Here is a 21,557-nt window from a genome sequence, read left to right on the forward strand (position 1 = left end):
CCGCTCAAGGTGAATACTGCGAGGCACTTGGATCCCCTGATCGGTCCTGGGGTCGGGGGAGCGGCCGTGACGGTCTGAAACGCCCGCCACGGCTCCACGGTGACCAACGCCCAGCGGAGCGAGTTGGCACCCGGGCTGCTGGGTTGGTTTGCGCTGGGGCATGGTTGACCCGCCGTGTAGGCTCTCACCATGGGCATGACCGCACTCCCAGTTGCTGTCCCCGATCTCGGGTCCGGTCGGCGTCGCTTGCTGGCGGCTGGGGCGGTCATGGCGTTCCTGCCCTCCATCGCCCTCGCGGACGGCGGCGGCCCGATCTTCATCCTCGCCGGCCCGGTGCTCTTCTTGGTCGCTCAGGCCTGGATTCTCGCGATCGAGGTGCTGGTCCTGAAGCGACTGATCACGCCGCTGCGGTGGGGTGAGGCGGCGATCGATGTGCTGGTTGCCAACCTCCGGTCCTACCTGCTGGTGGGCATCCTCTTGCCGATTGCCACTACGGTGGGCGGCCTCGCCTTGGCGGGGGCAGTCGAGGGCCTACTTCGCTGGGCGGGATCTCCCGCCGCCGGACCGGCCTCCGAACTCATCATGGGGTTCACGGGCATGGTCGTCGACTCCAGGTGGATCGCGCTCGCCCTCCCGTATGGCGTGGTCACCTGGTTCGTGGTCACCTTCTTCCTGTCGGTCCGAGTGGAGTCGAAGTCCCTCCAGCGCCGTTGGCAGGATCGGGGATTCGACAGCCCGGTCTCGCCGGCCAGGGCGTCCTGGATCGTCAACGGAGCCAGCTACGCTGGGCTCTCCATCGGGATCATCTGGATGGTGCTGGAGATGAGGTGAGCCGTGACCAGGTCGGCATGGCCCGCTGGCGTACCTGCATCCTCCTGTCGGTCGTGGTGGGCAGCGCAGCCTGCGCCGCTCCAGGGAATGGCGGCGGCCACGATCAGCCCAGCGATGAACTCGCGGTTGCCAACATCACCCAGGCCGTCGAACGTGACGGGCCGGGCGACCGCCGACCGGACTTCTGCCAGGACTTCCGCCTGACGGTGGAGCAGATCGACGTCTTCCTCACCAACGCGAGCGAAGTCGACGCAATCCAGATCCACGAAGGGATGTGGCTGCCTTGTCTGGTCGTGGCCGACGTGGACCAAGGCGGCCTAACGTTCAAGGCGACGATCGCTGCCAGCTTCGTAGCCTGGCTCTCGTACCCGGGCGTCGCCGGCGTTGCCGGGGTTGCGACAAGGCTTGCCCTTCGGCGCTCAAGAATGACTGGTCCAGGTAGCGGAGTCGTTTCCAGCCAAGGCGCGCACGGAGGCCAGCGAGGTGGAGGGGCGAGTGGAGGTTCTACTTGTTCATCTGAACGGGTGGGTGGATCCTCCTTGGGGTGACAGGCGTCATCCCTTCCGTGTGGTGGTCGGGGAGATGTCGCGCAGGAAGCCTTCGCTTTAGGAGCCATGAGCCGAAGAGCCCGGTTTGCGATACTCCTGGCCTTGGCGCTGCTGAGCGCCATCGCTCTGTGGCAATTCCTCTTGGTTGACGACTGCCTAGACCTTGGCGGCGTTTGGAACCCTGAGCGCAGGAGGTGTGAGGGCGCCACGGGCAGTTCGGCCATCACCCCGCCCGCGAGGGTGCCTCCGGTTGGGGCGAGCGGAAGCTACCGTCCCTAGCCTGCCTGGCCGGGGGGCACTCCACGGCCGTCGAAGGCGCGTAGCTGCCCAGCGAGCACCAACGCGGCGCGTGCCACCTGGCGACCGGCTACGAGGTGGACCGGATGGAGCGCGACAGGCGGTTGGCCACCACGGGCGACGCCAGGATCAGGGTGGTCTGCCAGGCGCGGAGCGCCGGCGTTCCCCGGAGGCCGTCGTGGACTGCCGCGATGAGCTCTCCGAGGGAGGAGGTGGTACGGCGGACGGCGCGGCGGAAGCGGGCTCGCTGGGTGGGCATGCTGGTAGGACCACGCGGTCCCGGGCATTACGGCCAGCAGCGAAGGTAGTGCTCCGCCGGCCTGGAGGTCCTGGGCCTGGCCCGGGGCTTCCCAGAGATCCGGCACGAGGGACCCGATTGGGCCGGCGCGCCATGTTGCTCCGCCGAGAATGTCTGTGCCCTGCGACCCAACCAGGAGGAGCCGACCATGTTCCGACGCAGCTTCGTGGCCCTCGCCGCAGGCCTCACCCTGATGACCGCCTCACCGGCGTCGGCCGGGGAGCGCCCGGCCGACCAGGGGATCACCGACGTGCCGAGCAAGCACGGGGTGGGGCCGAGCCTGGACCGGCTCGAGTCCATCCTGAAGGCCAAGGGGATCTCGGTGTTCGCCCGCGTCGAGCACAGCGCCGAGGCGGCCAAGGTCGGCCTCACCATGCGCCCGACCGCACTGCTCATCTTCGGCAACCCGAAGGCCGGCACGCCCCTCATGATCGCCTCGCCTTCGGTGGCGCTCGACCTGCCGCTCAAGGTCCTCGCCTGGGAAGACGAGAAGGGCCAGGTGTGGCTGAGCTACAACGGCCCCGCCTGGCTGCAGCGGCGCCATGGACTGAGCGAAGACCTCATGAAGAACGTCGCGGGGGTCGCCGGTCTGGTGCAGCAGGCCGCCGGGCCTTGAGTCACCACGGACGCCACGCACAGGACTGCCGCGTACCGACCCGTTCAGCTGGTCCTCACCGCCCCCGCACCGCTCATCCGGTAGACTCGCCGGCGCCCGCTCGGAAGGCGGGCGCCCCATGGCCGAGCCGAGCGCCCGCTTCTGGCAGGTCTTCTTCGACCTCTACCTCGCCCTGCCGCGCCAGGGACCGGGGAACCGGGCCTCGGCGGAGCGGGCCTTGGCGCTGTGCGGGGACCTGCCCCCGGCGCCGGCGGTGGCCGATCTCGGCTGCGGGGTGGGCGGGCAGACGCTCCTGCTCGCCGAGCTCACCGGCGGCACCGTCGCCGCGGTGGACAGCCTCCCCGCCGCCGTCGAGCGGCTCCGCGCCGCGGCCGCCGCCCGGGGGCTCGACGGGCGCGTCGCCGCGGTGGTTGGTGACCTGGCGCGCCCCCCGCTCCCGCCGCAGGCCTTCGACTTGGTCTGGTCGGAGGGGGCGCTCTACAACGCCGGCCTCGACGTCGCGCTGCCCGCCTGCCGGGGCCTCCTGCGCCCCGGGGGTGTCGTCGCCTTCACCGACGCCGTCTGGCGGGTCGAGGCGCCGCCGCCGCAGGTGAAGGCGAGCTTCGACTTCGACTACCCGGCCATGGGCCGGGTGCCGGACGTGCTGGCCGCCATCGAGCGGAGCGGCCTGACGCTGGTGGGCCACTTCACCCTGCCGGACGAGGCCTGGTGGGAGGACTTCTACGCGCCGATGGAGCGCCGCCTCCAGGAGCTGCGGGGCCGGTACGCCGGCGACGCGGAGGCCCAGGCGATCCTCGACCGGCTGGCGCTGGAGCCGGAGCTCCACCGGAGGTGGGGACACACCTACGCGTACGAGTTCTTCGTGGCGCGGCGGGGGTGAGACGTTCACCCGCTCAGCGCGCCTCGCTGCCCAGAGGGCGCTGGGGCGGACCGTGGCCATGGGCTGGGAGCCACGGGTTCGTGGTGACCGGCCAGCGCGAACGGTGACGGTGGGGTCGACGGCGCGTCGAGTGAGACCGGCCTACCCTGAGGCGGCCATGCGCATGGTCAGGTAGGCCAGCGCGAAGAGGACGCCGCCCAGGAAGGCGATCCCCGGCGCACGCAGCTCGACCCGCTGGAGGCGAGTCGTCGCCTTCAGCGCGAGCCCGCCGGCGAGCGGGAACGCGATCCAGGTGAGCGCCACCAGAGCGGGGCCGTGGGAGAGGCGGGCCGGCGCGACGGACAGGCTGCCGAGCCCGGCCGCGCCGCCAACCACCACGGCCGCCGCCCAGCTCAGTCCGGCCAGCTTCCTGTTGGAGTCGTTCTTGGACGGGTAGGCGGACGTGAAGGCGGCCCAGAACACGCCGCAGATGACATCCATGACGACCAGGGAGAGCCCCTCCAGAAGCACCTCGAAGAAGGATCCCATACGCAAAGTCTAGCGCGGCAGGTCCCGATCAGGAATCGCGGCCCAGCGACCTGCGGGCAGCGCCTCTCCCTGGCGTTTGCGCTGGGGGATGTGCACCCGATTGAGTAGGCTCACACCATGAGATCGACCGCACTCGCAGTCGCCCTCGCCCTGGGCGCGGTGCCTGGCATGGCCCACGGCGGCGAGGCACCGGGTCAGGTCAGCCTGACCTTTGCCTGGCCGAAGGGACTCCGGGCCATCCTGGAGGTGCGGCAGGTCGCTGACGGGACGGGCCAGCCCCACGTCGAGATGACTACGCGGTGCCGGCTGGGCCTCCAGCCCCATCCGAAGGGGATGCTGCTCTCCTGCCGAGAGGCCAGCATCTCGCCGGAGTTCGACGGGGAGTGGGCCGCCGCCTCCGATCTCTTGAAGATCGCTGCCGAGTTCGACTGGGTGCTGACCGCGAAGGGGGAGTTCGCGGGCGTCGTCAACACGGACCGCTTGATGGCGGCCTCCTGGAAGCTGCCCGGCTTCGCCAAGATCCCGCCTGAGAAGCGCCAGCGCGTCGAGGAGCTGTCCTTGGCGGCGAACGAGGCCGACGCCCGGGAGACGTGGGCCATGCTGGTGAGCGCCTGGCCCGGACCGCCCATGCCGGTAGGCAAGGACATCGCGGTGCCGGGGGAACTGGAGGTGCCACTCGTGCCCGGCGTGCCGGTGAAGGGTCGGCAGAACCTCCGCGTGGAGCGCTGGCTGCCGTGCCCGGGCCGGGTCCAGGCCCGCTGCATCGAGCTTCACGCCGACTCCGAGGTGGACCCGGCCGGCTACGCCGAAGCCCTGGATCGCTTCTTCAAGGACAACGCGACGCGCCCGCTGGGCGAGGTGATTCGCAAGGCTGACTTCAGCCGCGAGGTCGTGCTGGTGACCGACCCCTCGACGCTGGTGCCCTACCGGCTTGCCGTCAAGACCCGCTCGACCGTCGCCTATGGCGACGGCAAGGAAGCCCGGCAGGACATCGAGAAGGTCTGGATGTTCACCTACCCGGCGGCGCTGGACGGTGGCCCAGCCGAACCGACGATCCATGGGCCAAGGTAGTCCAGTGGCACCTGACGGAGCCCTCGCTTGTCCGGACTGCCGGACCGAGCTTGAGATCGTGACCTCCGGCGCGGTCCTGGCGCACCGCTGCGGGCGGTGCAGGGGCGTGTGGCTGGCCCCAGAGGCTTTCCAGCAGATCTGCCAACTGGAGGAGCGCCCTCCCGGCGAGGAGGCCGCCATCGTGCAGGCGCGAGGCCCAGTCGTCGATCGGCGTCCATCGGCCCAGGAGGAGCGGGTGCGGTACCGGGTCTGCCCGACCTGCCGCGACGTGATGAGCCGTACGAACTTCGCCAAGGTCTCTGGTGTCGTGATCGATGTGTGCCGGCCGCATGGAGCCTGGTTCGACAAGGGTGAGCTTGCGGCCATCCGGCGTTTCCTGCGTGCGGGCGGCCTGCTGCGCTACGGACGGCACCGTCGCCTCGGAAGTGAAGTTGCTGCGCCACGAAGGGGAGCCCGGCCAGCGCCCACCGCTGAGCTCGACGACACCTATGACATCCTCATGGGAGGAGGAGGCTGGGACGTACCAAGCAGGATCCCGCGACTCCTGGTCGCTGCGTTCTTCGGCGCGTTCGGTGCCTGGTCTCTCTGGCGGGCCTTCCACCCGAACGCGAACAGCTTCCGCGGCCTTGGACTGGGTCAGGTGGTGCTCGCGACCTTCTCCTTCTACTTTGCGTGGCGGGCCGTCGAGCAGTGGGTATCCCAGCGCCGACGCTGAGGCGTGCAGGCGCCCCGGTCCTTCCTGTTCAGGCGTACCGATGCCTCCGGCCTGGGCGTCACCTCCGCTTCCGGCTGCAAGGCGTCAGAGACGCGGTCGCCGCTCAGCCGCTGGCCGCCAGCGGCCGGGCCTCGAACTCCAGCCCGAGCTGGTGGGCGCGCTCGAGGTAGCCCCGCCGCGTCGCCTCGTCGGCCATGACCACCGAGTGGAAGTACTCGTGCTGGACCTCCTGGATGCCCGGGAAGCGCAGCGAGAACTCGTCGATCAGGAGCCGCATGGCGTCGCCCAGCCCCTTCCGGTAGGCCGCCTCGTCGAAGCAGGTGGTGCTGATGACGAGCGCCTTGCGGTGGCGGAGGAGCGGCCGGCGGCCGCCGATGTCGCCGCGCCAACCGGCCGAGGTCAGCGAGAAGGCGAAGCCGAGCGTGAAGACCCGCTCGATCCAGCCCTTCAGGATGGCGGGGAAGCCGACGAACCAGACGGGCGCGATGAAGGCCAGCGCGTCGGCCCGCGCCACCTTCTCCTGCTGCTCGCGCACGTCGCGGGGGACCCGGCGCCGGAGCAGCTCCACCACCTCCAGGGCGCTCCGGTCACGGAACAGCGCCCAGGTGACGAGCCGCCGAAGCGGCCCGGCGTCCGGGGGCCGCACCCGCTCCCGCACCACCTTCTCCACCATGTCCGGCGCGTTGGCGTCCGGCAGCCAGCTCGGCTGGTCCCGCAGCCGCGACACGGGGTCGAAGCCGATGGCGTACAGGTCGACCACCTCGCTCTGGTGGCCGGCCTCGACCAGCCCCCGGGTGAAGGCCTCCAGCACCGCGTGGTTGAACGACTTGGGATCCGGGTGGGCGTAGACGGTCAGCACTCTCATGGCTCCCTCCGAGGCTGGTGGGGTGGGTGGCGCCGCAGCGGCCGCAGCATCGCCCCGGCCCGCTCGGTCACCCGCTCGGCGATCCGGGCGCAGCGCGCCGCCTGGCCGCCCTCGACGAAGCGCTCCACGTCGGCCTCCCGGGAGAGGTCGAGGCCGGTGAGCTCGCGGCACCGGGTGCTGCCGAGCTCGCGCTCGAACCAGCGGGCGAGCCGGTGGCCCCGGTGGACGCTCGGGTTGAAGGCGTTCAGGTCGTCGCGCAGGGCGTCGCCGCCGAGCGCCATGACGGCGAGCATCCGCGCCACGCGAGCGCGGCTGTCCTCGATCTCCCCGGCGGCCAGCCCGAGCCCCATGACGCCGGCGGTCAGCGCGCTGCAGGTCAGGCCCAGGCCGGCGGTGCCGCCCACGAAGCCGGCGGTGGCGTCGAGCAGCGCGGGCGTCACCGGGAACCAGCCCGCCATGGCGCGGAGCACCGCGTGCGCGCAGTGGAAGCGCACCTCGGCGAGGTGGGCGAGGAGGCGCCGCTGCGCCGCCCGGGCGCCGGGCGCGAGCTCGGCCGCGGCATCCGCGGCCAGCGCGTCGGCCAGCAGCGCCGGGGCGCGCCGGACGACGCCGACGCAGGGCAGGGGGAGGCGCCGATCACCCAGGATGTCGCGGCAGGCGAGCGACCCGTGGCAGGCCTCGAACCGGCGGCAGAGGGCCTGGCCCTGCTCGACGAACACCGGGAGCGCCTCCGCCTGGTGGCCGCCGGCTCGCAGCCCCAGCACGAGGAGCGCGCCGGTGACGCCGCCGCACTCGCCCCTGGTGTTGCCGATCCCACCGGGGAGCCCGGCGGCGAGCCGCACCAGCCAGGCGTCGTCGCCGTTGCCCAGGTCGGCCAGCGACCTCGCCACCGACGGCGCGCAGTGGCCCATCCGGAGCAGGTTCGACACGGCCCGGCGGCTGGCCCCTCTCCGGGGCGGCGCCGCGGCGCGCGACGTCTCGTCCTGTGGGAGCGGTCCCATGGCTCGCCTCCCTTCGCGGCGCACGGGGACGGTCGGGGCGGTCGACGGGCCGCCGGGCCCAGGCCCCATGGTGGCACGCTGCGGCCGGGCCGGCGCTTCCGATCCGGGTGGCCTCCAACGGGTCGGCCACTGCGGCGCACCGGGCGCTGCCGGACGGGAGCCGCCAAGGGCGCCCGTCGCTCAAGGCCCCGCTCGCCCTCGGCGGCCGGTGCTCGTCGTCGGCCCGGCGGCGGCAAGGAGCCCAACGGCCGTGGGGCCGCACCGGTGGCGCGCCGCTGGGACCTCCGCCGCGACGCCTCGTGCGCTCGACCTCGCCGGAACTCTGGATGGGGCTCCAGGCCGACCACGACCTGTGGCATGCGTTGCGGAAGCGGGCCGATCAGCGGACGAAGTTGCAGCGAGCCAAGGGGCACGGGAAGCATCAGGCCCCAGCCACCAGCTCCACCCGGTTGCCGTCGGGGTCGAGGACCACGCTCTCGTAGTAGCCGTCGCCGGTGCGGCGCGGGCGGCCCTCCACCACGAAGCCGGCCGCGCCCAGCTCCTCGGTGAGCCGGTCCACGTCTGCCGGGCTCCCCACCGTGAAGGCCAGGTGCGCCAGGCCGACGCGCGGCGCCGGGCCCGCCGCCGGAGCGAGGTCGGGCAGGCGCATGAGCTCGAGCCGGGCGCCGGACGGGAAGGAGAGGAAGCAGGACTCGAACGGGCGCGAGACCGAGCGGTAGGGCGGGCCGGCCCGCGCCCCGAGGAAGCGGGCGTAGAAGGCGGTCAGCGCCTCCAGCCGGGACGTCCAGATCGCGACGTGCTCGATGACCACCAGGCCTCCAGCAGGGCGACCTCCCGCTTCAGGCCGCCCCGTCCAGCAGCCACCGCACCACGTCGGCCGCGGCGTAGTGGTTCCGGCCGGCCAGGAACACCGCCAGGTTGGCCGCCTCGTCGCCGCTGGTCAGCAGCGGCGGCTCCACCTGGCCCCCCTCGCGGAGCTGCCCGAGCCCCACGGTGGCGAGCAGGGAGTTGCACAGGCACTCGCGGCCCGGCAGCTCCTCCGGCGCGCCGCCCTTGGCGACGAACTGGTCCTCGGGCTCGCTGGCGCAGCGGTACCCGATGCCCTTCTCGCCGCGCCCGTAGGCGTCGCGCAGGTAGCCGAGGTCGCAGATGCGCTTGCGGTCCACGCCGACGGCCGGATCGCCCTCCCAGGCCACCCGCTTGAACGGGAAGCCGGTGGGGGAGGCGCGGGCGTCGGTGCGGACGCGCACCGCCCCGCGCAGGGCGGCCTCCAGGATCGAGCGGCGCAAGGGCTCGGTGATGCCCGACTCGTCGCAGTAGGCGAAGAGCGTGCCGACCTGGATGCCCGCCGCCCCGGCCGCCAGCGCCACCCGCAGCCGGTCCGGCCGCCCCTCGCTGCCGGCCACCCAGAAGGGCAGGCCGAGCTTGCGGATCAGCTCCAGGTCCACCACGTCGCGCGGGCCGTAGAGCGGCTCGCCGGTCTCGGTGGAGACGCCGCGGTCGCGCGGCGGGGCGTTGTGCCCGCCGGCGGTGGGCCCCTCGATGACGAAGCCGTCGATGCGGCCGGTGGCCTTCTTGATCAGCATGGTCGCCAGCAGGTTGCTGGCGATGATGGGCAGGAAGCGGGGGCGGGTCACCGGGACCGGCGCGGCGCCCTCCCACAGCGCGGCCGGGTCGAGGCGCAGGTACTCCGCCTGGCCCGGCGCGGCGTCCATGAGGTCGAGCCGGAGCTGGGCCGGCTCGTGCCTCGCCAGCGCGTCGAGCGCGCCCGGGATCTCGCGCGGGATGCCGGCGCCCATGATCACGTAGTCCACCCCGGCCAGCACCGCGCCGTAGAGGAAGGCCAGGTTCCCCATCTGGATCTTGGTGAGCAGGTTGATGCCGACCAGGCCGGCGTGGCCCTCCCTGGCGAGCCACACCTCGACGAAGGCCGACAGGACCGAGAACTGGTCGCGGGCGCGGGAGACCTCCTGCTGGTACATGGGCAGCAGCGCGTAGGGCTTGCCCGGCTCGCGGCCTCCCGGGCGGAAGTGGCGCGCCAGCGCCTCCGCGGCGACCTTCGGGATGGGGAAGCGCTCCATGGCGCGCCGCATGTGGCCGCCCGGGTCGCCGTCCTGGAGCCGGCGCGCCAGCACGGCGTCGATGGCCACGCCCGACACGACCCCGAGCTGGCCGGCGCGGGCCACGGCGTTGGCCAGGCGCCAGTTGGAGACACCGATCCCCATGCCCCCCTGGATGATGCGGGGCAGCCCGCCAACCGGCGGCGGCTCGACGGGAGCGGGTTCGATGGCGGCAGTCAGTTGAAGCCTCCGTGGCTGCTCAGCGCCGCGTCGGTGCGGCCGGGTCCTGGCTCGCCCGAGGTCGACGGCGCGAACGTTCGCCGCCGCCGGCGCGAGCCAGGGCTCACCCTAACCGGAACCCCCCGGCGCTCGCCACCACAACACCTCCGGGAAGGGGCCGCGCGACCTGGCGGCCGACGCCGCGGCGAGGGGGCCGGCGCCGCCCACCGCCGGCCTCCGGCTCAGTACCCCGGCGGTGGCCGGACGGGCGGCGGGCTCGTGGCTGGCGCCACCAGGCACGCGGCCGCGTTGGCCCGGCGCCGCGCCTCCACCGCCTCCCGCCTGGCCTGCTCGGCGCGTCGCGCCGCGCCCGGGTTGCCCGACCGGACCGAGACCGACTCGGCCTGATCGGCCTTGTGCTCGGCGTCGCCGGCGGCGCGCTCCGCCTCGGCCAGGGCCGCGGGGGCGGCCGGGGTGCAGTCGGCGCGGGCCTCCAGGGTGAGCAGCAGCGCGGCGAGCGCCAGTCCGGTTCGCATCTCCTGTGCCTAGCGGCGGCGTCCCCAGGGCGCCCGCGTCCTGGCCCGCCCCCGGCGGTATCGCTTGCCGCGGCGCGTCGAAGGCTCCGATCGGGGCGCCTGCACCGCCCTTGGAAGAACGCCCCGCCGCGTGTCACCATTGGTGTCCCTCCAGCCGGACCGGTCTCCTTGAACATCCTCGTCCTCAACTGCGGCAGCTCCTCCGCGAAGTTCGCGGTCATCGACTCGGCCACTGGCCTCGAGTCCATCTCCGGCCTGGCCCAGCGGCTCGGCTCGCCCGGCGCCACCCTCGAGTGGAAGGTGGACGGCGCCAAGCACCAGCGCGCCCTGCCGGACGCCGACCACGACGTGGCGCTGCGCGCCGTGGTGGAGCTCCTCAAGTTCGTGGGGCTGGCGGGCGACCTGGCCGGCGTGGGCCACCGCGTGGTCCACGGCGGCGCCCGCTTCTCCGGCTCCATCCCGGTGACCGAGGAGGTGGTCGACCGCATCAAGGAGTGCATCCCGCTCGGGCCGCTGCACAACCCGCCCAACCTGCGCGGCATCCACATCGCGCAGGAGCTCTTCCCCGCCTTGCCGCAGGTGGCGGTCTTCGACACCGCCTTCCACCAGACCATGCCGCCGCAGACCTACCTCTACGCGGTGCCCTACGAGTGGTACGAGAAGTACCAGGTGCGCCGCTACGGCTTCCACGGCACCAGCCACCGCTACGTGTCGGAGCAGGCGGTGAAGCGCCTGGGCCTCGACCCCTACCACCACGCCATCATCACGGCCCACCTGGGCAACGGCTGCTCGCTGGCGGCGGTGCGCAACGGGCAGTCGGTGGACACCACCATGGGCCTGACGCCGCTCGACGGCGTGGTCATGGGCACCCGCTCCGGCTCCATCGATCCCTCCATCATCTCCCACATGAAGGCGGCGCTCTCCTGCACCGCCGACGAGGTCATGGACTCCCTCAACCGGCGCTCCGGCCTGCTCGGCATCTCCGGGCTCTCCAACGACATGCGGACGCTGCAGGAGGCGGCCGCCACCGGCCACGAGCGGGCCGCGCTGGCGGTCGAGAAGTTCTGCCACTCGGTGGCCAAGGGCGCGGCCGGCATGCTGGTGTCGCTGGGGCGCCTCGACGCGCTGATCTTCACCGGCGGCATCGGCGAGAACGCCGTGGCCATCCGCGCCAAGATCGTGGAGCTGCTCGGGTTCACCGGCCTCAAGCTCGATCCCGAGGCCAACGCCACCCACGGCCGCGCCAGCCACGGCCGCATCACCACCAGCCTGTCACCCCAGGCGGTGGTCATCCCGACCAACGAGGAGCTCATGATCGCCATGGACACCGCCGCCATCATCGAGCGCAGCCGCGACTGAGCCGTCCCCGCGTAGCCCCCAGGGAGCCCCCCCCATGGCCCACACCCTCTTCGTCGCCCCCACCGGCCGCCAGACCGGCCTCTCCACCGCCTGCCTCGGCCTGGTCCGGGCCCTCGATCGCCAGGGCATCCGGGTGGCCTTCGCCAAGCCCATCACGGCGCGCGGCTACGACCACTCGCTCCCCCTGGTGCGGCTGGGCGCCCGCCTCGACCCGCCGGCGCCGATCTCCCGGGCCACCGTGGAGGAGCTGCTGGCCACCGGCGACGACCAGACGCTGATGGAGCACGTGGTGGCCCTGTGCAACAAGGCGGCCGCCGGGGCCGAGGTGCTGGTGGTGGAGGGCATGTGGCCCGAGCCGGGCATCGTCTACTCCACGCGGGTCAACGCCCTGATGCTCAAGGCGCTGGACGCCGAGCTGGTGCTGGTGGCGGCGCCGCGCGGCGAGAGCCCGGCCGAGCTGGCCAGCGGCATGGCCATCGCCGCCCGCGGCTTCGGCGGTGGCATGGACGGGCGCCCGGTGGGCTGCATCGTCAACCGGGTGGGCCCGCGCCAGCCCGGGGTGCCGGTGGCCGAGTCCCGCTCGCTCTGGGTGGACGCCGGCGCCGAGGAGCAGGACGTGCCCGCCGCCGAGGTGGAGGCCTACCAGGCCGCCCTGCGGGCCGAGAAGCTCCTGCCGCTGGCGGTCATCCCGGCCCACGGCGCGCTGGCGGCGCCGCGGGTGAAGGACCTGGTGGCGGCGCTCGGCGCCACCGTGCTGCGCGCCGGCGACCTGGAGCACCGGCGCATCCGCAGCGTGGCCCTGTGCGCCATGAACGTGCCCGGCTCCATCAAGGTCTTCAAGCCGGGCGGGTTCCTCATCACCCCGGGCGACCGGAGCGACGTGGTGGTGGCGGCCGCGCTGGCGGTCCTGAACGGCATGCCGCTGGCCGGCCTGCTGCTCACCGGCGGCGTGGTCCCGGAGCCCCACGTCTTCGACCTGTGCGAGCAGGCCCTGCGCACCGGCCTGCCCATCCTGGCGGTGCCGGACGGCAGCTACGCCGCCGCCTCCAAGGTGGCCAGCATGAACCTGCAGATCCCGGTGGACGACGGCGAGCGGCTGGACCGGGTCATGACCGCGGTGGCCGACCGCATCGACCCGGCCTGGATCAACGCGCTGGCGAAGACCGGCCGCGAGCCGCGCCTCTCCCCGCCGGCCTTCCGCCACCGCATCGTCGAGGCGGCCCGCTCCGCCCAGAAGCGCATCGTGCTGCCGGAGGGCACCGAGCCCCGCACCGTCGCCGCCGCGGCCATCGTGCAGGACCGCGGCATCGCCCGCTGCGTGCTGCTGGGCGCGCCGGACGAGGTGCGGGCGGTGGCGCAGCGGCAGGGCATCACGCTGCCGGACTCGGTGGAGATCATCGACCCGGCCAAGGTGGCCCCGCGCTACGTGGACCCGCTGGTGGCGGCCCGCAAGGCCAAGGGCATGACGCCGGAGATCGCCGCCGGCGAGCTGGGCGACGCCATCATGGTGGGCACCATGATGATGGCGCTGGGCGAGGCCGACGGCCTGGTGTCCGGGGCCCTGCACACCACGGCGCACACCATCCGGCCGGCCCTGCAGCTCATCAAGACCGCGCCGGGCTGCACGCTGGTGTCGTCGGTCTTCTTCATGTGCCTGCCCGACCAGGTGCTGGTGTTCGGCGACTGCGCCGTCAACCCCAACCCCACCGCGGAGCAGCTGGCCGACATCGCCATCCAGAGCGCCGACTCGGCGGCGGCCTTCGGCATCCCGCCGCGGGTGGCCATGCTCTCGTACTCCACCGGCACCAGCGGCGCCGGCGAGGACGTGGCGAAGGTGAAGCGGGCCACCGACCTGGCGCGCGCGGCGCGCCCCGACCTGGCCATCGACGGGCCGCTGCAGTACGACGCGGCGGTGATGCCGGAGGTGGGCCGGGCCAAGGCGCCCACGTCGCCGGTGGCCGGCCGCGCCACGGTGCTCATCTTCCCGGACCTCAACACCGGCAACGTGGCCTACAAGGCGGTGCAGCGCAGCGCCAACGTGGTCTCCATCGGCCCCATGCTGCAGGGCCTGGCCAAACCGGTGAACGACCTGTCGCGCGGCTGCCTGGTGGAGGACATCGTCTTCACCATCACGCTCACCGCCATCCAGGCCGAGCAGGCGCGGCGGGCGGGGCGGTAGGGGCCGGGCCGGCCGACCGCGGCCGCGACATCCACCAGCACCTCGAGCAGTTTGGCCGCTCACCCCGAGCGTAGCGCCGAAGGCGCGGAGTCGAGGGGGACCCCGACCGCCGTCGGGCGCGCCGCGCCGGCCGCGTTACATCCAGCGCCCATGGCCCGCCTCCTCCACGCCCGCCTCGAGCCCTGTCCGGCCGAGCGCTTCACCCGCAGCGCGCTGGCCCTCCTCGACCGGGAGGGCGTCGACCCGGTGCTGCTCACCGCCCCGCTCACCGGCCAGGCGGTCCTGCTGGGGCGGCACCAGCGGGCGGCCTCGGCGATCCGGCTGGAGGCGGCGCGCGCCGCCGGGCTGCCGCTGGTGCGGCGGGTCGGCGGCGGCCGCGCCCTGCTGGTGGGGGAGGGCGCCCTGGGGGTCTTCCTGGCGGTGCCGCCCGGCGCGGCGCTGGTGCCTGGGCCCTTCGGCGCCGACAAGGTGCTGAACCGCTACGTGCGAGGCCTGCTGGCCGGGCTGCGCGCCGGCGGGGCGCGCTCGGCCGCCTGGTTCGGCCGGGACTTCGTCTCCTCGGGCACGCGCCGCGTGGCGGTGGTCTCGCAGGAGACCACCGCCGGCGGCGCCACCGCGCTGGAGGCGCTGGTGGCGGTGCGCCGCGACCTGGCGCTGCCGCCCGGGCTGCGGGGCTACCCGGAGCACGCCGATCCCCGGGTCGAGGGGCCGCCGCCGGCCACCCTGGCGGCGCTCAGGGCCGAGGCCCCGGCGCGCCCGGCCGCCGCCCCCCAGGCTGGCGTCCCCGCCGCCGAGGGGCAGCCCGGCGCCGCGGCGACTCCGCCCTCGCCGCTCGCCGACGCCGTGGCCATGGCCGACGTGCTGGCCCGGGCCTACGCCGCGGCCACCGGCCGCGACCTCGAGCCGTTCGACGCCCCGCTCCCCGAGGCGCCGCCGCTCCCCGCCCTGGAGGACGAGGCCGGCCTGTCCCGCTCGGGCGTGGCCGAGATCGCGGCCGGGTTCGTCGAGGTGCTGCTGCGCCACGACGGGGCGCGGGTGCAGGAGGTGCGCCTGCGCGGCGACCTCATGGCCCCCGCCGCCACGCTGGCCGCGCTGGAGCGCGCCCTGGTGGGCTGCCCCCTCGAGCGCACGGCCCTCGGCCGCAGGGTGGACGCGGCCTTCGCCGGGCCCGGCGCCTTCGTGCACGGCCTCACCGACCTCGGCCTCCTGCCCGAGGCCATCCTGGCGGCCGCCGCGCCTTGACCTGCCCGCCGGCCGCGGGAAGGACTGCTGGTGCGGGTGGTCCCCGCCTCAGGCTCCGCCGACCGGCCGCCCGACGCGGCGCGTCCCGCCCGCGGCACCGCGCCGCGCCCGGGCTGTCACGATCCATGCAGGCTCCTCCGGTCAGTGGACGCCGCCCTCGCCATCCACGTCTTCCAGCGCGCCCTGACCATGGGCGACCGCGAGGCTGTGGTGCGGCTGGTGGCCGAGCTCGTGCCCCATGAGACCAGGGAGAACATCATCGACCTCGCCCTGGTGCCGGCGCTGGAGCGCGTCGGCCACCTGTGGGAGGAGGGGCGCATCTCGCTGGTGGAGCTCTACGGCGCGGGCCGGGCGGCCGAGGTGGCCACCGAGCTGCTGGAGCCCCTGCCGCGCACCCGCCAGGCCGGGGACGCGCGGGTGGCCATCGCCGTGCTGGAGGACCAGCACGTCCTCGGAAAGCGGCTGGTGGCGGCCCACCTCAGGGCGGGCGGAGTGGCGCTGCTCGATCTGGGGGTGGGGCTGTCGGCGCCCGTGCTCGTCGCGCAGGCGCTGGAGGCGCGGGTGGACGTGCTGCTCGTCTCCACCCTGATGCTGCGCGGCGCCCTCAAGGTGCACGACGTGGTGCGCCGGCTGCGCGACGCCGGCTCGGCCATGCGGGTGGTGGTGGGCGGGGCCCCCTTCCGGCTCGACCCGGAGCTCTACCTGGAGGTGGGCGCCGACGCGTGCGGCCGCAGCGCCGGCGACGCGCTGGCGCTGGTGCACCGCCTCGGCGGGAGGTGCGCATGACCACCCTCACCTCCTGCGAGCGGGTCGGCACCGCGCTGTCGCAGCGCGAGGGCGATCGCGTCCCCTTCTTCCTGCCCGCCACGATGCACGGCGCGGCCCAGCTCGGCCTGACGCTGCCCGAGTACTTCGCCCGCCCGGAGCGGGTGGCCGAGGGCCAGCTGGCCATGCTGGCGCTGCTGGGGCACGACTTCGTCACCAGCTTCCACCACGCGGCCGGCGAGGTGGTGGCCTTCGGCGGCACCGTGGAGGTGCACGAGGACGGCCCGCCCACGCCCGGCGCGCCGCCGCTGCGCGAGCAGGACCTGGCCGGGCTGGCGCCCCCGGTGCCCGAGGAGGTGGCGCCTTTGCGCGCCTCGCTCGAGACCCTGCGCCTCCTCCGGGCGCGGGTGGGCGGGCGGGTCGACGTCCTGGGCGCGGTCATCGGCCCGTTCTCCCTGCCCGCCATGCAGCTCGGCCTGGGTCCCTGGCTGGACCTGCTGGTGGAGCAGCCGGCGCTGGCGGAGCGGCTGGTGGCCGTCAACGCCGAGTTCGCCGCCCGCTGGGGCGCGGCCCAGCTGCGCGCCGGGGCCACCGCCATCGTGGTGGCCGAGCCGCTGGCCTCCACCCAGATGACGCCCGCCGGCCTCTACCGGCGCCTCGGGCTACCCGGCCTGCGCGCCCTCGCGGCGCGGGTCGCGCCGCTGGTCCTGTCGCTGGCCTCGGCCCCGGCCATCCGGGCGGCGCCGGACCTGCTCTCGGCGGGCCCGGCCGGCATCGTGGCCGGCAGCGGCGAGTCGCTGGCCGCCCTCAAGGCGACCTGCCGGGGCCAGGCGACCGTCCTGGGCGGGCTGGACGGCATCTCCATGCGCCACTGGACGCCCGCGGAGTGCGACCGTCGGGTGCGCCTGGCGGTGGGCGCCGCGGCTCGCGGCGGGGGCTTCGTGCTCACCGAGCACCACGGGGAGATCCCGGTGCAGGTGCCGCTCGCCGTGCTGCAGGAGGTGGCCGAGGCGGTGCGCCACCACGGCCGCTACCCCGTCGCCCCGGAGCTCACCGATCCGGCGTGAGCGGCTCGCCCTCCAGCCGGGCCGCCAGCTCCGGGCTGCTGCGCAGCAGGGCCAGGAGCCGCCGGTTCTCGCGCTCCAGCGCCAACTGGTCGCAGGCCAGCTTCACCGTCACCTGCAGCTCCACCCGGTCGCAGGGCTTCTGCAGGAACCTGTAGATCTGGCCGCGGTTGATGGCGTCGATGGCCACCGACGGATCGGCGTGCCCGGTCAGCATGATCCGGGCGGTGTCGGGGAAGCGCTCCCGCACCGCGGCCAGGAAGTCGAGCCCGTTCATGCCGGGCATCAGGTAGTCGGAGACCACCACGTCCACCGGCTCCCGGTCCATGAGCTCCAGCGCGGCCCGCGGGCCGGCGGCGAAGCGCAGCGCGTAGCCCTGGCTGCGCAGGGCGTGGCCCAGGCCGAACAGGGTGTTCTCCTCGTCGTCGACCAGCAGGACGGTGGCGCGGGGCATGGAAGACCTCCTGGCCGGTGAGGTGCACCCGTTGTGCCCACGCCACGGCCCCGAAGGGCTGGGAAAGGCCGACGCCGCGTCGGGGGCGCGGCGGCCCCAGGGTCGGGGGAACCACCTCACCCAAAGGCGCCGCGGCTTGATCCAGCGCAGGCGGCGAGGCCCGAGCGTCCGTGTGCGCGGCGTCGCGGAGCGGGGGCGGGCCGCCGCGCGGAGGCGCGAGGTATGCACCACCGAGGTCGTGGAACGGATCCCGCCAAGCGCCCCGCCGCCCCGCGCACCTCCGGTGGAGGACGCGCCGGGAGACTCGCCGCGGGCCGGCAGGCCCCACCTGGTCTTCGCCGACGACTCGGCCACCCAGCGGGTGCTGGTGTCGGCGGTGCTCTCCGACGCCTACCAGGTGAGCGCGGCGGCCGACGGGGTGGAGGCCCTCAAGCTCATCCACGCCCACCCGCCCGACGCCATCCTCTCCGACCTCGACATGCCCGGCCTCGACGGCGCCTCCCTGCTGCGGCTCGTCAAGGGCGATCCGGCCCTGCGCCACATCCCCTTCATCCTCATCACCGGGGAGGAGCGCAAGGCGCTGCGCACGCTGGAGGCCGGGGCCGACGACTTCCTGCAGAAGCCCTACGGGCCGGAGGAGCTGCGGGCCAGGGTGGCGGCGGCGGTGCGGACCTACCGGATGTACCGGGAGCTGAGGGCGCAGCACGCCGAGGTGGTCCGCATCCACTCCGAGTCGAAGCGGCTGCAGCTGGAGCTGACCCAGTCGCAGAAGCTGGAGGCGGTGGGCCGCCTGGCGGCCGGCATCGCCCACGAGATCAACACCCCCATCCAGTTCATCGGGGACAACACCTGCTTCATGGGCGACGCCTTCGAGGCGCTGCACCAGATGCTCGACCTGCAGGCGGCCGCCTTGGCCGGCGCGCCCGAGGAGGTGCGGCAGGGGCTGGCCCGCGCCGCCGAGCGGCTCGACCTGGCCTACTTCCTGGAGAACGTGACGTCCACGGTGGCCCAGACCCTGGAGGGCGTGCAGCGGGTGGCCTCCATCGTGCGCGCCATGAAGGAGTTCGCCCACCCGGACCAGAAGGAGATGGTGGCCACCGACCTGAACCGGGCCCTGGCCGCCACCATCGAGGTGGCGCGCAACGAGTACAAGTACGTGGCCGACGTGGGCACCAGCCTGGCCGACCTGCCGCTGGTGTGCTGCCACGCCGGCGACCTCAACCAGGTGTTCCTCAACATCATCGTCAACGCCGCCCACGCCATCGCCGACAAGGTCAAGGGCACCGAGGGGCGGGGGTACATCCAGGTGGCGACCTCGGTGGACGGCGACGCCGTGGTGGTGGCCATCTCGGACACCGGCGGCGGCATCCCGGAGGACATCCGGCAGAAGATCTTCGAGCCCTTCTTCACCACCAAGGAGGTGGGGCGCGGCACCGGGCAGGGGCTGGCCATCGCCCGAAACATCGTCGAGCAGCACAAGGGGACGCTGCGCTTCGAGAGCCTGGAGGGGGTGGGCGCCACCTTCTTCGTGCGGCTGCCAGTCGGCGCTGGCGCCTCTCCCGTGGCGGAGGTGGCGGCGTGACGGCCCTGGCCCCGCGGGCCGCGCCGGGCACTGCGCCTCCGGCGAACCCGGTCGCCCCGGTCGCCCCGGCCGCGCCCGCGCCGCGGCAGCTCCTCTTCGTGGACGACGAGCCGGCGGTGCTGAGCGGCCTGCGCCACGCCCTGCGCGAGCACCGCCACCGCTGGTCGATGCGCTTCGCCCAGGGCGGCGCGGAGGCCCTGGCGTTCCTGGCGGAACAGCCGGCCGACGTGGTGGTCACCGACATGCGGATGCCGGGCATGGACGGCCTGGCGCTGCTGGCCCAGGTCAAGGCGGGCTGGCCGGACGCCGCCCGGGTGGTGCTCTCCGGCTACGCCGACCTGGCGGCGGTGGCCCAGGCCAGCGCGGTGGCCCACCAGTACCTGCTGAAGCCGTGCGACGCGGCCACCCTGGTGGCGGTGGTGGAGCGCGCCATCGAGCTGCAGGACGTGCTGTGCAGCGAGGCGCTGCGCCGCACCGTGGGGGCCATGGGCTCGCTGCCGGCGGTGCCCAGGGTCTACCAGCGGCTCACGCTGGCGCTGGGCGACCCGGACGTGGAGGTCAAGCAGCTGGCCGGCATCGTCCAGCAGGACCTGGGCATGGCCACCCGGGTGCTGCAGTTCGTCAACTCCGCCTACTACGGGCTGGCCCACCAGGTCGCCAGCATCGAGGGGGCCATCGTCTACATCGGCACCAACACGCTGCGCCACCTGGCCCTGACCCTCGAGGTGCAGGCGTCCTTCGCGGGCGCGGTCCGCTCGGCCGAGCTGGCCCGCTTCGAGCGCCACGCCGCGCTGACGGCGCGGCTGGCCCGACGCATGGTGGGCGATCCGGTGCGGGGCGAGGTGGCCTTCGCCGCCGGGCTGCTGCACGACGCCGGCAAGCTGGTGCTGCTCGACCGGCTGCCCGGGGCCTACGCCGAGGCCGGCCGGCGGGCCGCCGCGGAGCGCCGCCCGCAGATCGAGCTGGAGCGCGAGGTGGTCGGGGCCGACCACGCGGCGGTGGGCGCCTACCTCCTGGGCCTGTGGGGGCTGCCGCACGCCATCCTGGAGGCGGTGGCCTTCCACCACGACGAGTCCCGCCTGGCCCGCGGCGGGCTCGACACGGTGGAGGCGGTGGGGGCGGCCAACCTGCTGGCCCACGCCGCGTCCAAGGACCACCCCGCCGCCGAGGAGGCCCCGCAGGCGCTGGCGCGGCTCATGGCCGGCAGCCAGGCCGCCTGGGCCGAGCTGGCCGACCGGGAGCTGGCCAGGCTGGACCAGGAAGAGCGGGGCCGCCCGTGACCGCGCTCTCCAGGCCCAGGGTGCTGTGCGTGGACGACGAGCCCATGGTGCTCGAGGGGCTGAAGCGCCACCTGGGGCGCCGCTTCGACGTGAGCCTGGCGTCGGGCGGCGGGGCCGGGCTGGTCACCATCGACCAGGAGGCGCCGTTCGCGGTGGTGGTCTCCGACATGCGCATGCCGGGCATGGACGGGGCCGCCTTCCTGGCGCGGGTGCGGGCCACCTCGCCGGACACCGTGCGGGTGCTGCTGACCGGCCACGCCGACTTCAGCTCGGCGCTGGCGGCGGTCAACGAGGGGCAGATCTTCCGCTTCCTGGTGAAGCCCTGCCCGCCCGAGACCATGCTGGCCACGCTGGACGCCGCGGCCGAGCAGCACCGCCTGCTCCACGCCGAGCGGGAGCTGCTGGAGCAGACCCTCACCGGCGCGGTCAAGGCGCTCTCCGAGGTGCTGGCGCTGGCCCACCCGCTGGCCTTCGGGCGGGCCACCCGCCTGCACCGCACCGTGGCGGCGCTGTGCACGCGCCTGCACGTGGCCGATCGCTGGCACATCGAGGTGGCGGCGCAGCTCTCCCAGCTGGGCTGCCTGCAGCTGCCGGCGGCGCTGGTGGAGAAGCTGCACCAGGGCCTGCCGCTCACCCCGGTCGAGCAGGTGCAGGCCGATCGGGTGCCGGCCCTGGCCGACCAGCTGCTGGCCAACGTCCCCAGGCTGGGGCCGGTGCGCGAGATCCTGGCCGCCCAGGGGCGTCGCTACGACGGCGCCGACGACCCGTACGCCAAGGAGAAGGGGGCCGGGCTGCCGCTGGGGGCGCGCCTGCTCCGGCTGGCGGTGGACCTCGACACCCTGGAGACCTCCGGGCTCGGGGCGGTGCAGGCGGCCGCCGCGCTGCAAGGGCGGCCGGGCCTCTACGATCCTCAGCTGCTGGCGGTGCTGGTCGAGGAGGTGGCCAGCCGGGAGGGCGCGGAGGTGCTGGAGCTGGCCCTCTGGCAGCTCAAGGCCGGGATGGTGCTGGCGGCCGACGTCACCAGCCTGGCCGGCGTGCTGCTGGTGGCCCGCGGCTTCACCGTCTCGCAGGGGCTGCTGATGCGGCTGCAGGGGCTGACGGTGGGCGTGCGCGAGCCGCTCCGCGTCGTGGTGGGCAGCCGGCCATAGGCCATCGGCCCGGTCCCGC

Annotated in this window: 22 protein-coding genes; 13 read left to right on the top strand and 9 right to left on the bottom strand. The window is 74.2% G+C overall.

The annotated features are described in order from the left end of the window. Positions 1-267 precede the first annotated feature (267 nt). On the top strand, positions 268-831 hold the full coding sequence (locus IPO09_17555; protein MBK9519115.1) for a hypothetical protein: 564 nt from the start codon (positions 268-270) through the stop codon (positions 829-831). On the opposite strand, the gene IPO09_17560 is transcribed toward IPO09_17555, so the two are convergent. Further along, on the bottom strand, positions 780-1,142 hold the full coding sequence (locus IPO09_17560) for a hypothetical protein (protein MBK9519116.1): 363 nt from the start codon (positions 1,140-1,142) through the stop codon (positions 780-782). The genes IPO09_17555 and IPO09_17560 overlap by 52 nt on opposite strands. 604 nt (positions 1,143-1,746) lie before the next feature. Continuing rightward, positions 1,747-1,935, bottom strand: a complete 189-nt coding sequence (locus IPO09_17565; protein MBK9519117.1) for a hypothetical protein — start codon at positions 1,933-1,935, stop codon at positions 1,747-1,749. Between the two features lie 232 nt (positions 1,936-2,167). Between IPO09_17565 and IPO09_17570 the strand changes: the two genes are divergently transcribed. Both IPO09_17570 and IPO09_17575 read left to right on the top strand, forming a co-directional pair. After that, positions 2,168-2,590, top strand: a complete 423-nt coding sequence (locus IPO09_17570) for a DUF302 domain-containing protein (protein MBK9519118.1) — start codon at positions 2,168-2,170, stop codon at positions 2,588-2,590. Between the two features lie 118 nt (positions 2,591-2,708). Beyond that, entirely contained in the window at positions 2,709-3,470 is a 762-nt protein-coding gene (locus IPO09_17575) for a class I SAM-dependent methyltransferase (GenBank protein MBK9519119.1), read from the top strand. A gap of 141 nt (positions 3,471-3,611) precedes the next feature. Here the strand turns inward: IPO09_17575 and IPO09_17580 are convergent, their stop codons facing one another. Continuing rightward, on the bottom strand, positions 3,612-3,998 hold the full coding sequence (locus tag IPO09_17580; protein ID MBK9519120.1) for a hypothetical protein: 387 nt from the start codon (positions 3,996-3,998) through the stop codon (positions 3,612-3,614). 117 nt (positions 3,999-4,115) lie between these two features. Here IPO09_17580 and IPO09_17585 point away from each other — a divergent pair, with 117 nt between their 5' ends. Together IPO09_17585 and IPO09_17590 are read left to right on the top strand one after the other, a co-directional pair. Beyond that, positions 4,116-5,069 carry a hypothetical protein gene (locus tag IPO09_17585; GenBank protein ID MBK9519121.1) on the top strand — a complete coding sequence of 318 codons (954 nt, stop codon included), beginning with the start codon at positions 4,116-4,118 and terminating at the stop codon, positions 5,067-5,069. 58 nt (positions 5,070-5,127) lie between these two features. Continuing rightward, positions 5,128-5,784, top strand: coding sequence for a zf-TFIIB domain-containing protein (locus IPO09_17590; protein ID MBK9519122.1), 657 nt, complete (start codon positions 5,128-5,130; stop codon positions 5,782-5,784). A gap of 103 nt (positions 5,785-5,887) precedes the next feature. Here IPO09_17590 and IPO09_17595 read toward each other — a convergent pair whose 3' ends face one another. The 5 genes from IPO09_17595 to IPO09_17615 all read right to left on the bottom strand — a co-directional run bounded on the left by IPO09_17595 (position 5,888) and on the right by IPO09_17615 (position 10,465). Further along, positions 5,888-6,649, bottom strand: a complete 762-nt coding sequence (locus IPO09_17595; protein ID MBK9519123.1) for an NAD(P)H-dependent oxidoreductase — start codon at positions 6,647-6,649, stop codon at positions 5,888-5,890. After that, positions 6,646-7,578 (bottom strand): C_GCAxxG_C_C family protein, encoded by a 933-nt coding sequence (locus IPO09_17600; protein MBK9519124.1) that lies wholly within the window; start codon positions 7,576-7,578, stop codon positions 6,646-6,648. Before IPO09_17600 ends, IPO09_17595 begins: the two co-directional genes overlap by 4 nt. Positions 7,579-8,071: 493 nt before the next feature. Further along, entirely contained in the window at positions 8,072-8,461 is a 390-nt protein-coding gene (locus IPO09_17605) for a VOC family protein (GenBank protein MBK9519125.1), read from the bottom strand. Positions 8,462-8,489: 28 nt separating this feature from the next. Beyond that, positions 8,490-9,875: a nitronate monooxygenase gene (locus tag IPO09_17610; GenBank protein ID MBK9519126.1), complete on the bottom strand. Its 1,386-nt coding sequence runs from the start codon at positions 9,873-9,875 to the stop codon at positions 8,490-8,492. A 296-nt stretch (positions 9,876-10,171) separates the two neighbouring features. Further along, positions 10,172-10,465: a hypothetical protein gene (locus IPO09_17615; protein MBK9519127.1), complete on the bottom strand. Its 294-nt coding sequence runs from the start codon at positions 10,463-10,465 to the stop codon at positions 10,172-10,174. 168 nt (positions 10,466-10,633) lie between these two features. Here IPO09_17615 and IPO09_17620 point away from each other — a divergent pair, with 168 nt between their 5' ends. The 5 genes from IPO09_17620 (at position 10,634) to IPO09_17640 (ending at position 17,077) form a co-directional block, all read left to right on the top strand. Beyond that, entirely contained in the window at positions 10,634-11,824 is a 1,191-nt protein-coding gene (locus IPO09_17620) for an acetate kinase (GenBank protein MBK9519128.1), read from the top strand. Positions 11,825-11,858: 34 nt separating this feature from the next. Next, positions 11,859-14,003: a phosphate acetyltransferase gene (gene pta / locus IPO09_17625; GenBank protein MBK9519129.1), complete on the top strand. Its 2,145-nt coding sequence runs from the start codon at positions 11,859-11,861 to the stop codon at positions 14,001-14,003. Positions 14,004-14,153: 150 nt separating this feature from the next. Continuing rightward, the gene (locus IPO09_17630) at positions 14,154-15,245 is read left to right on the top strand and encodes a hypothetical protein (GenBank protein MBK9519130.1); all 1,092 of its coding nucleotides are present in this window, start codon (positions 14,154-14,156) and stop codon (positions 15,243-15,245) included. A gap of 144 nt (positions 15,246-15,389) precedes the next feature. After that, positions 15,390-16,031 carry a cobalamin-dependent protein gene (locus IPO09_17635; GenBank protein MBK9519131.1) on the top strand — a complete coding sequence of 214 codons (642 nt, stop codon included), beginning with the start codon at positions 15,390-15,392 and terminating at the stop codon, positions 16,029-16,031. Continuing rightward, positions 16,028-17,077 carry a uroporphyrinogen decarboxylase family protein gene (locus tag IPO09_17640; GenBank protein MBK9519132.1) on the top strand — a complete coding sequence of 350 codons (1,050 nt, stop codon included), beginning with the start codon at positions 16,028-16,030 and terminating at the stop codon, positions 17,075-17,077. The genes IPO09_17635 and IPO09_17640 overlap by 4 nt, the downstream gene beginning before the upstream one ends. On the opposite strand, the gene IPO09_17645 is transcribed toward IPO09_17640, so the two are convergent. Further along, the gene (locus IPO09_17645) at positions 17,061-17,528 is read right to left on the bottom strand and encodes a response regulator (protein MBK9519133.1); all 468 of its coding nucleotides are present in this window, start codon (positions 17,526-17,528) and stop codon (positions 17,061-17,063) included. The two genes, IPO09_17640 and IPO09_17645, sit on opposite strands and share 17 nt — an antisense overlap. A gap of 283 nt (positions 17,529-17,811) precedes the next feature. Between IPO09_17645 and IPO09_17650 the strand changes: the two genes are divergently transcribed. From IPO09_17650 to IPO09_17660, 3 genes are read left to right on the top strand one after another with little or no spacing between them, the layout of a single operon-like run. Continuing rightward, positions 17,812-19,110 (top strand): response regulator, encoded by a 1,299-nt coding sequence (locus tag IPO09_17650; GenBank protein ID MBK9519134.1) that lies wholly within the window; start codon positions 17,812-17,814, stop codon positions 19,108-19,110. After that, a complete protein-coding gene (locus tag IPO09_17655) occupies positions 19,107-20,390 on the top strand; it encodes an HDOD domain-containing protein (GenBank protein ID MBK9519135.1) in 1,284 nt (427 codons plus the stop codon). Before IPO09_17650 ends, IPO09_17655 begins: the two co-directional genes overlap by 4 nt. Continuing rightward, positions 20,387-21,538, top strand: coding sequence for a response regulator (locus IPO09_17660; GenBank protein MBK9519136.1), 1,152 nt, complete (start codon positions 20,387-20,389; stop codon positions 21,536-21,538). Before IPO09_17655 ends, IPO09_17660 begins: the two co-directional genes overlap by 4 nt. Positions 21,539-21,557 lie beyond the last annotated feature (19 nt).

The sequence above is a fragment of the Anaeromyxobacter sp. genome, assembly GCA_016718565.1.
Classification (GTDB): Bacteria; Myxococcota; Myxococcia; order Myxococcales; family Anaeromyxobacteraceae; genus JADKCZ01.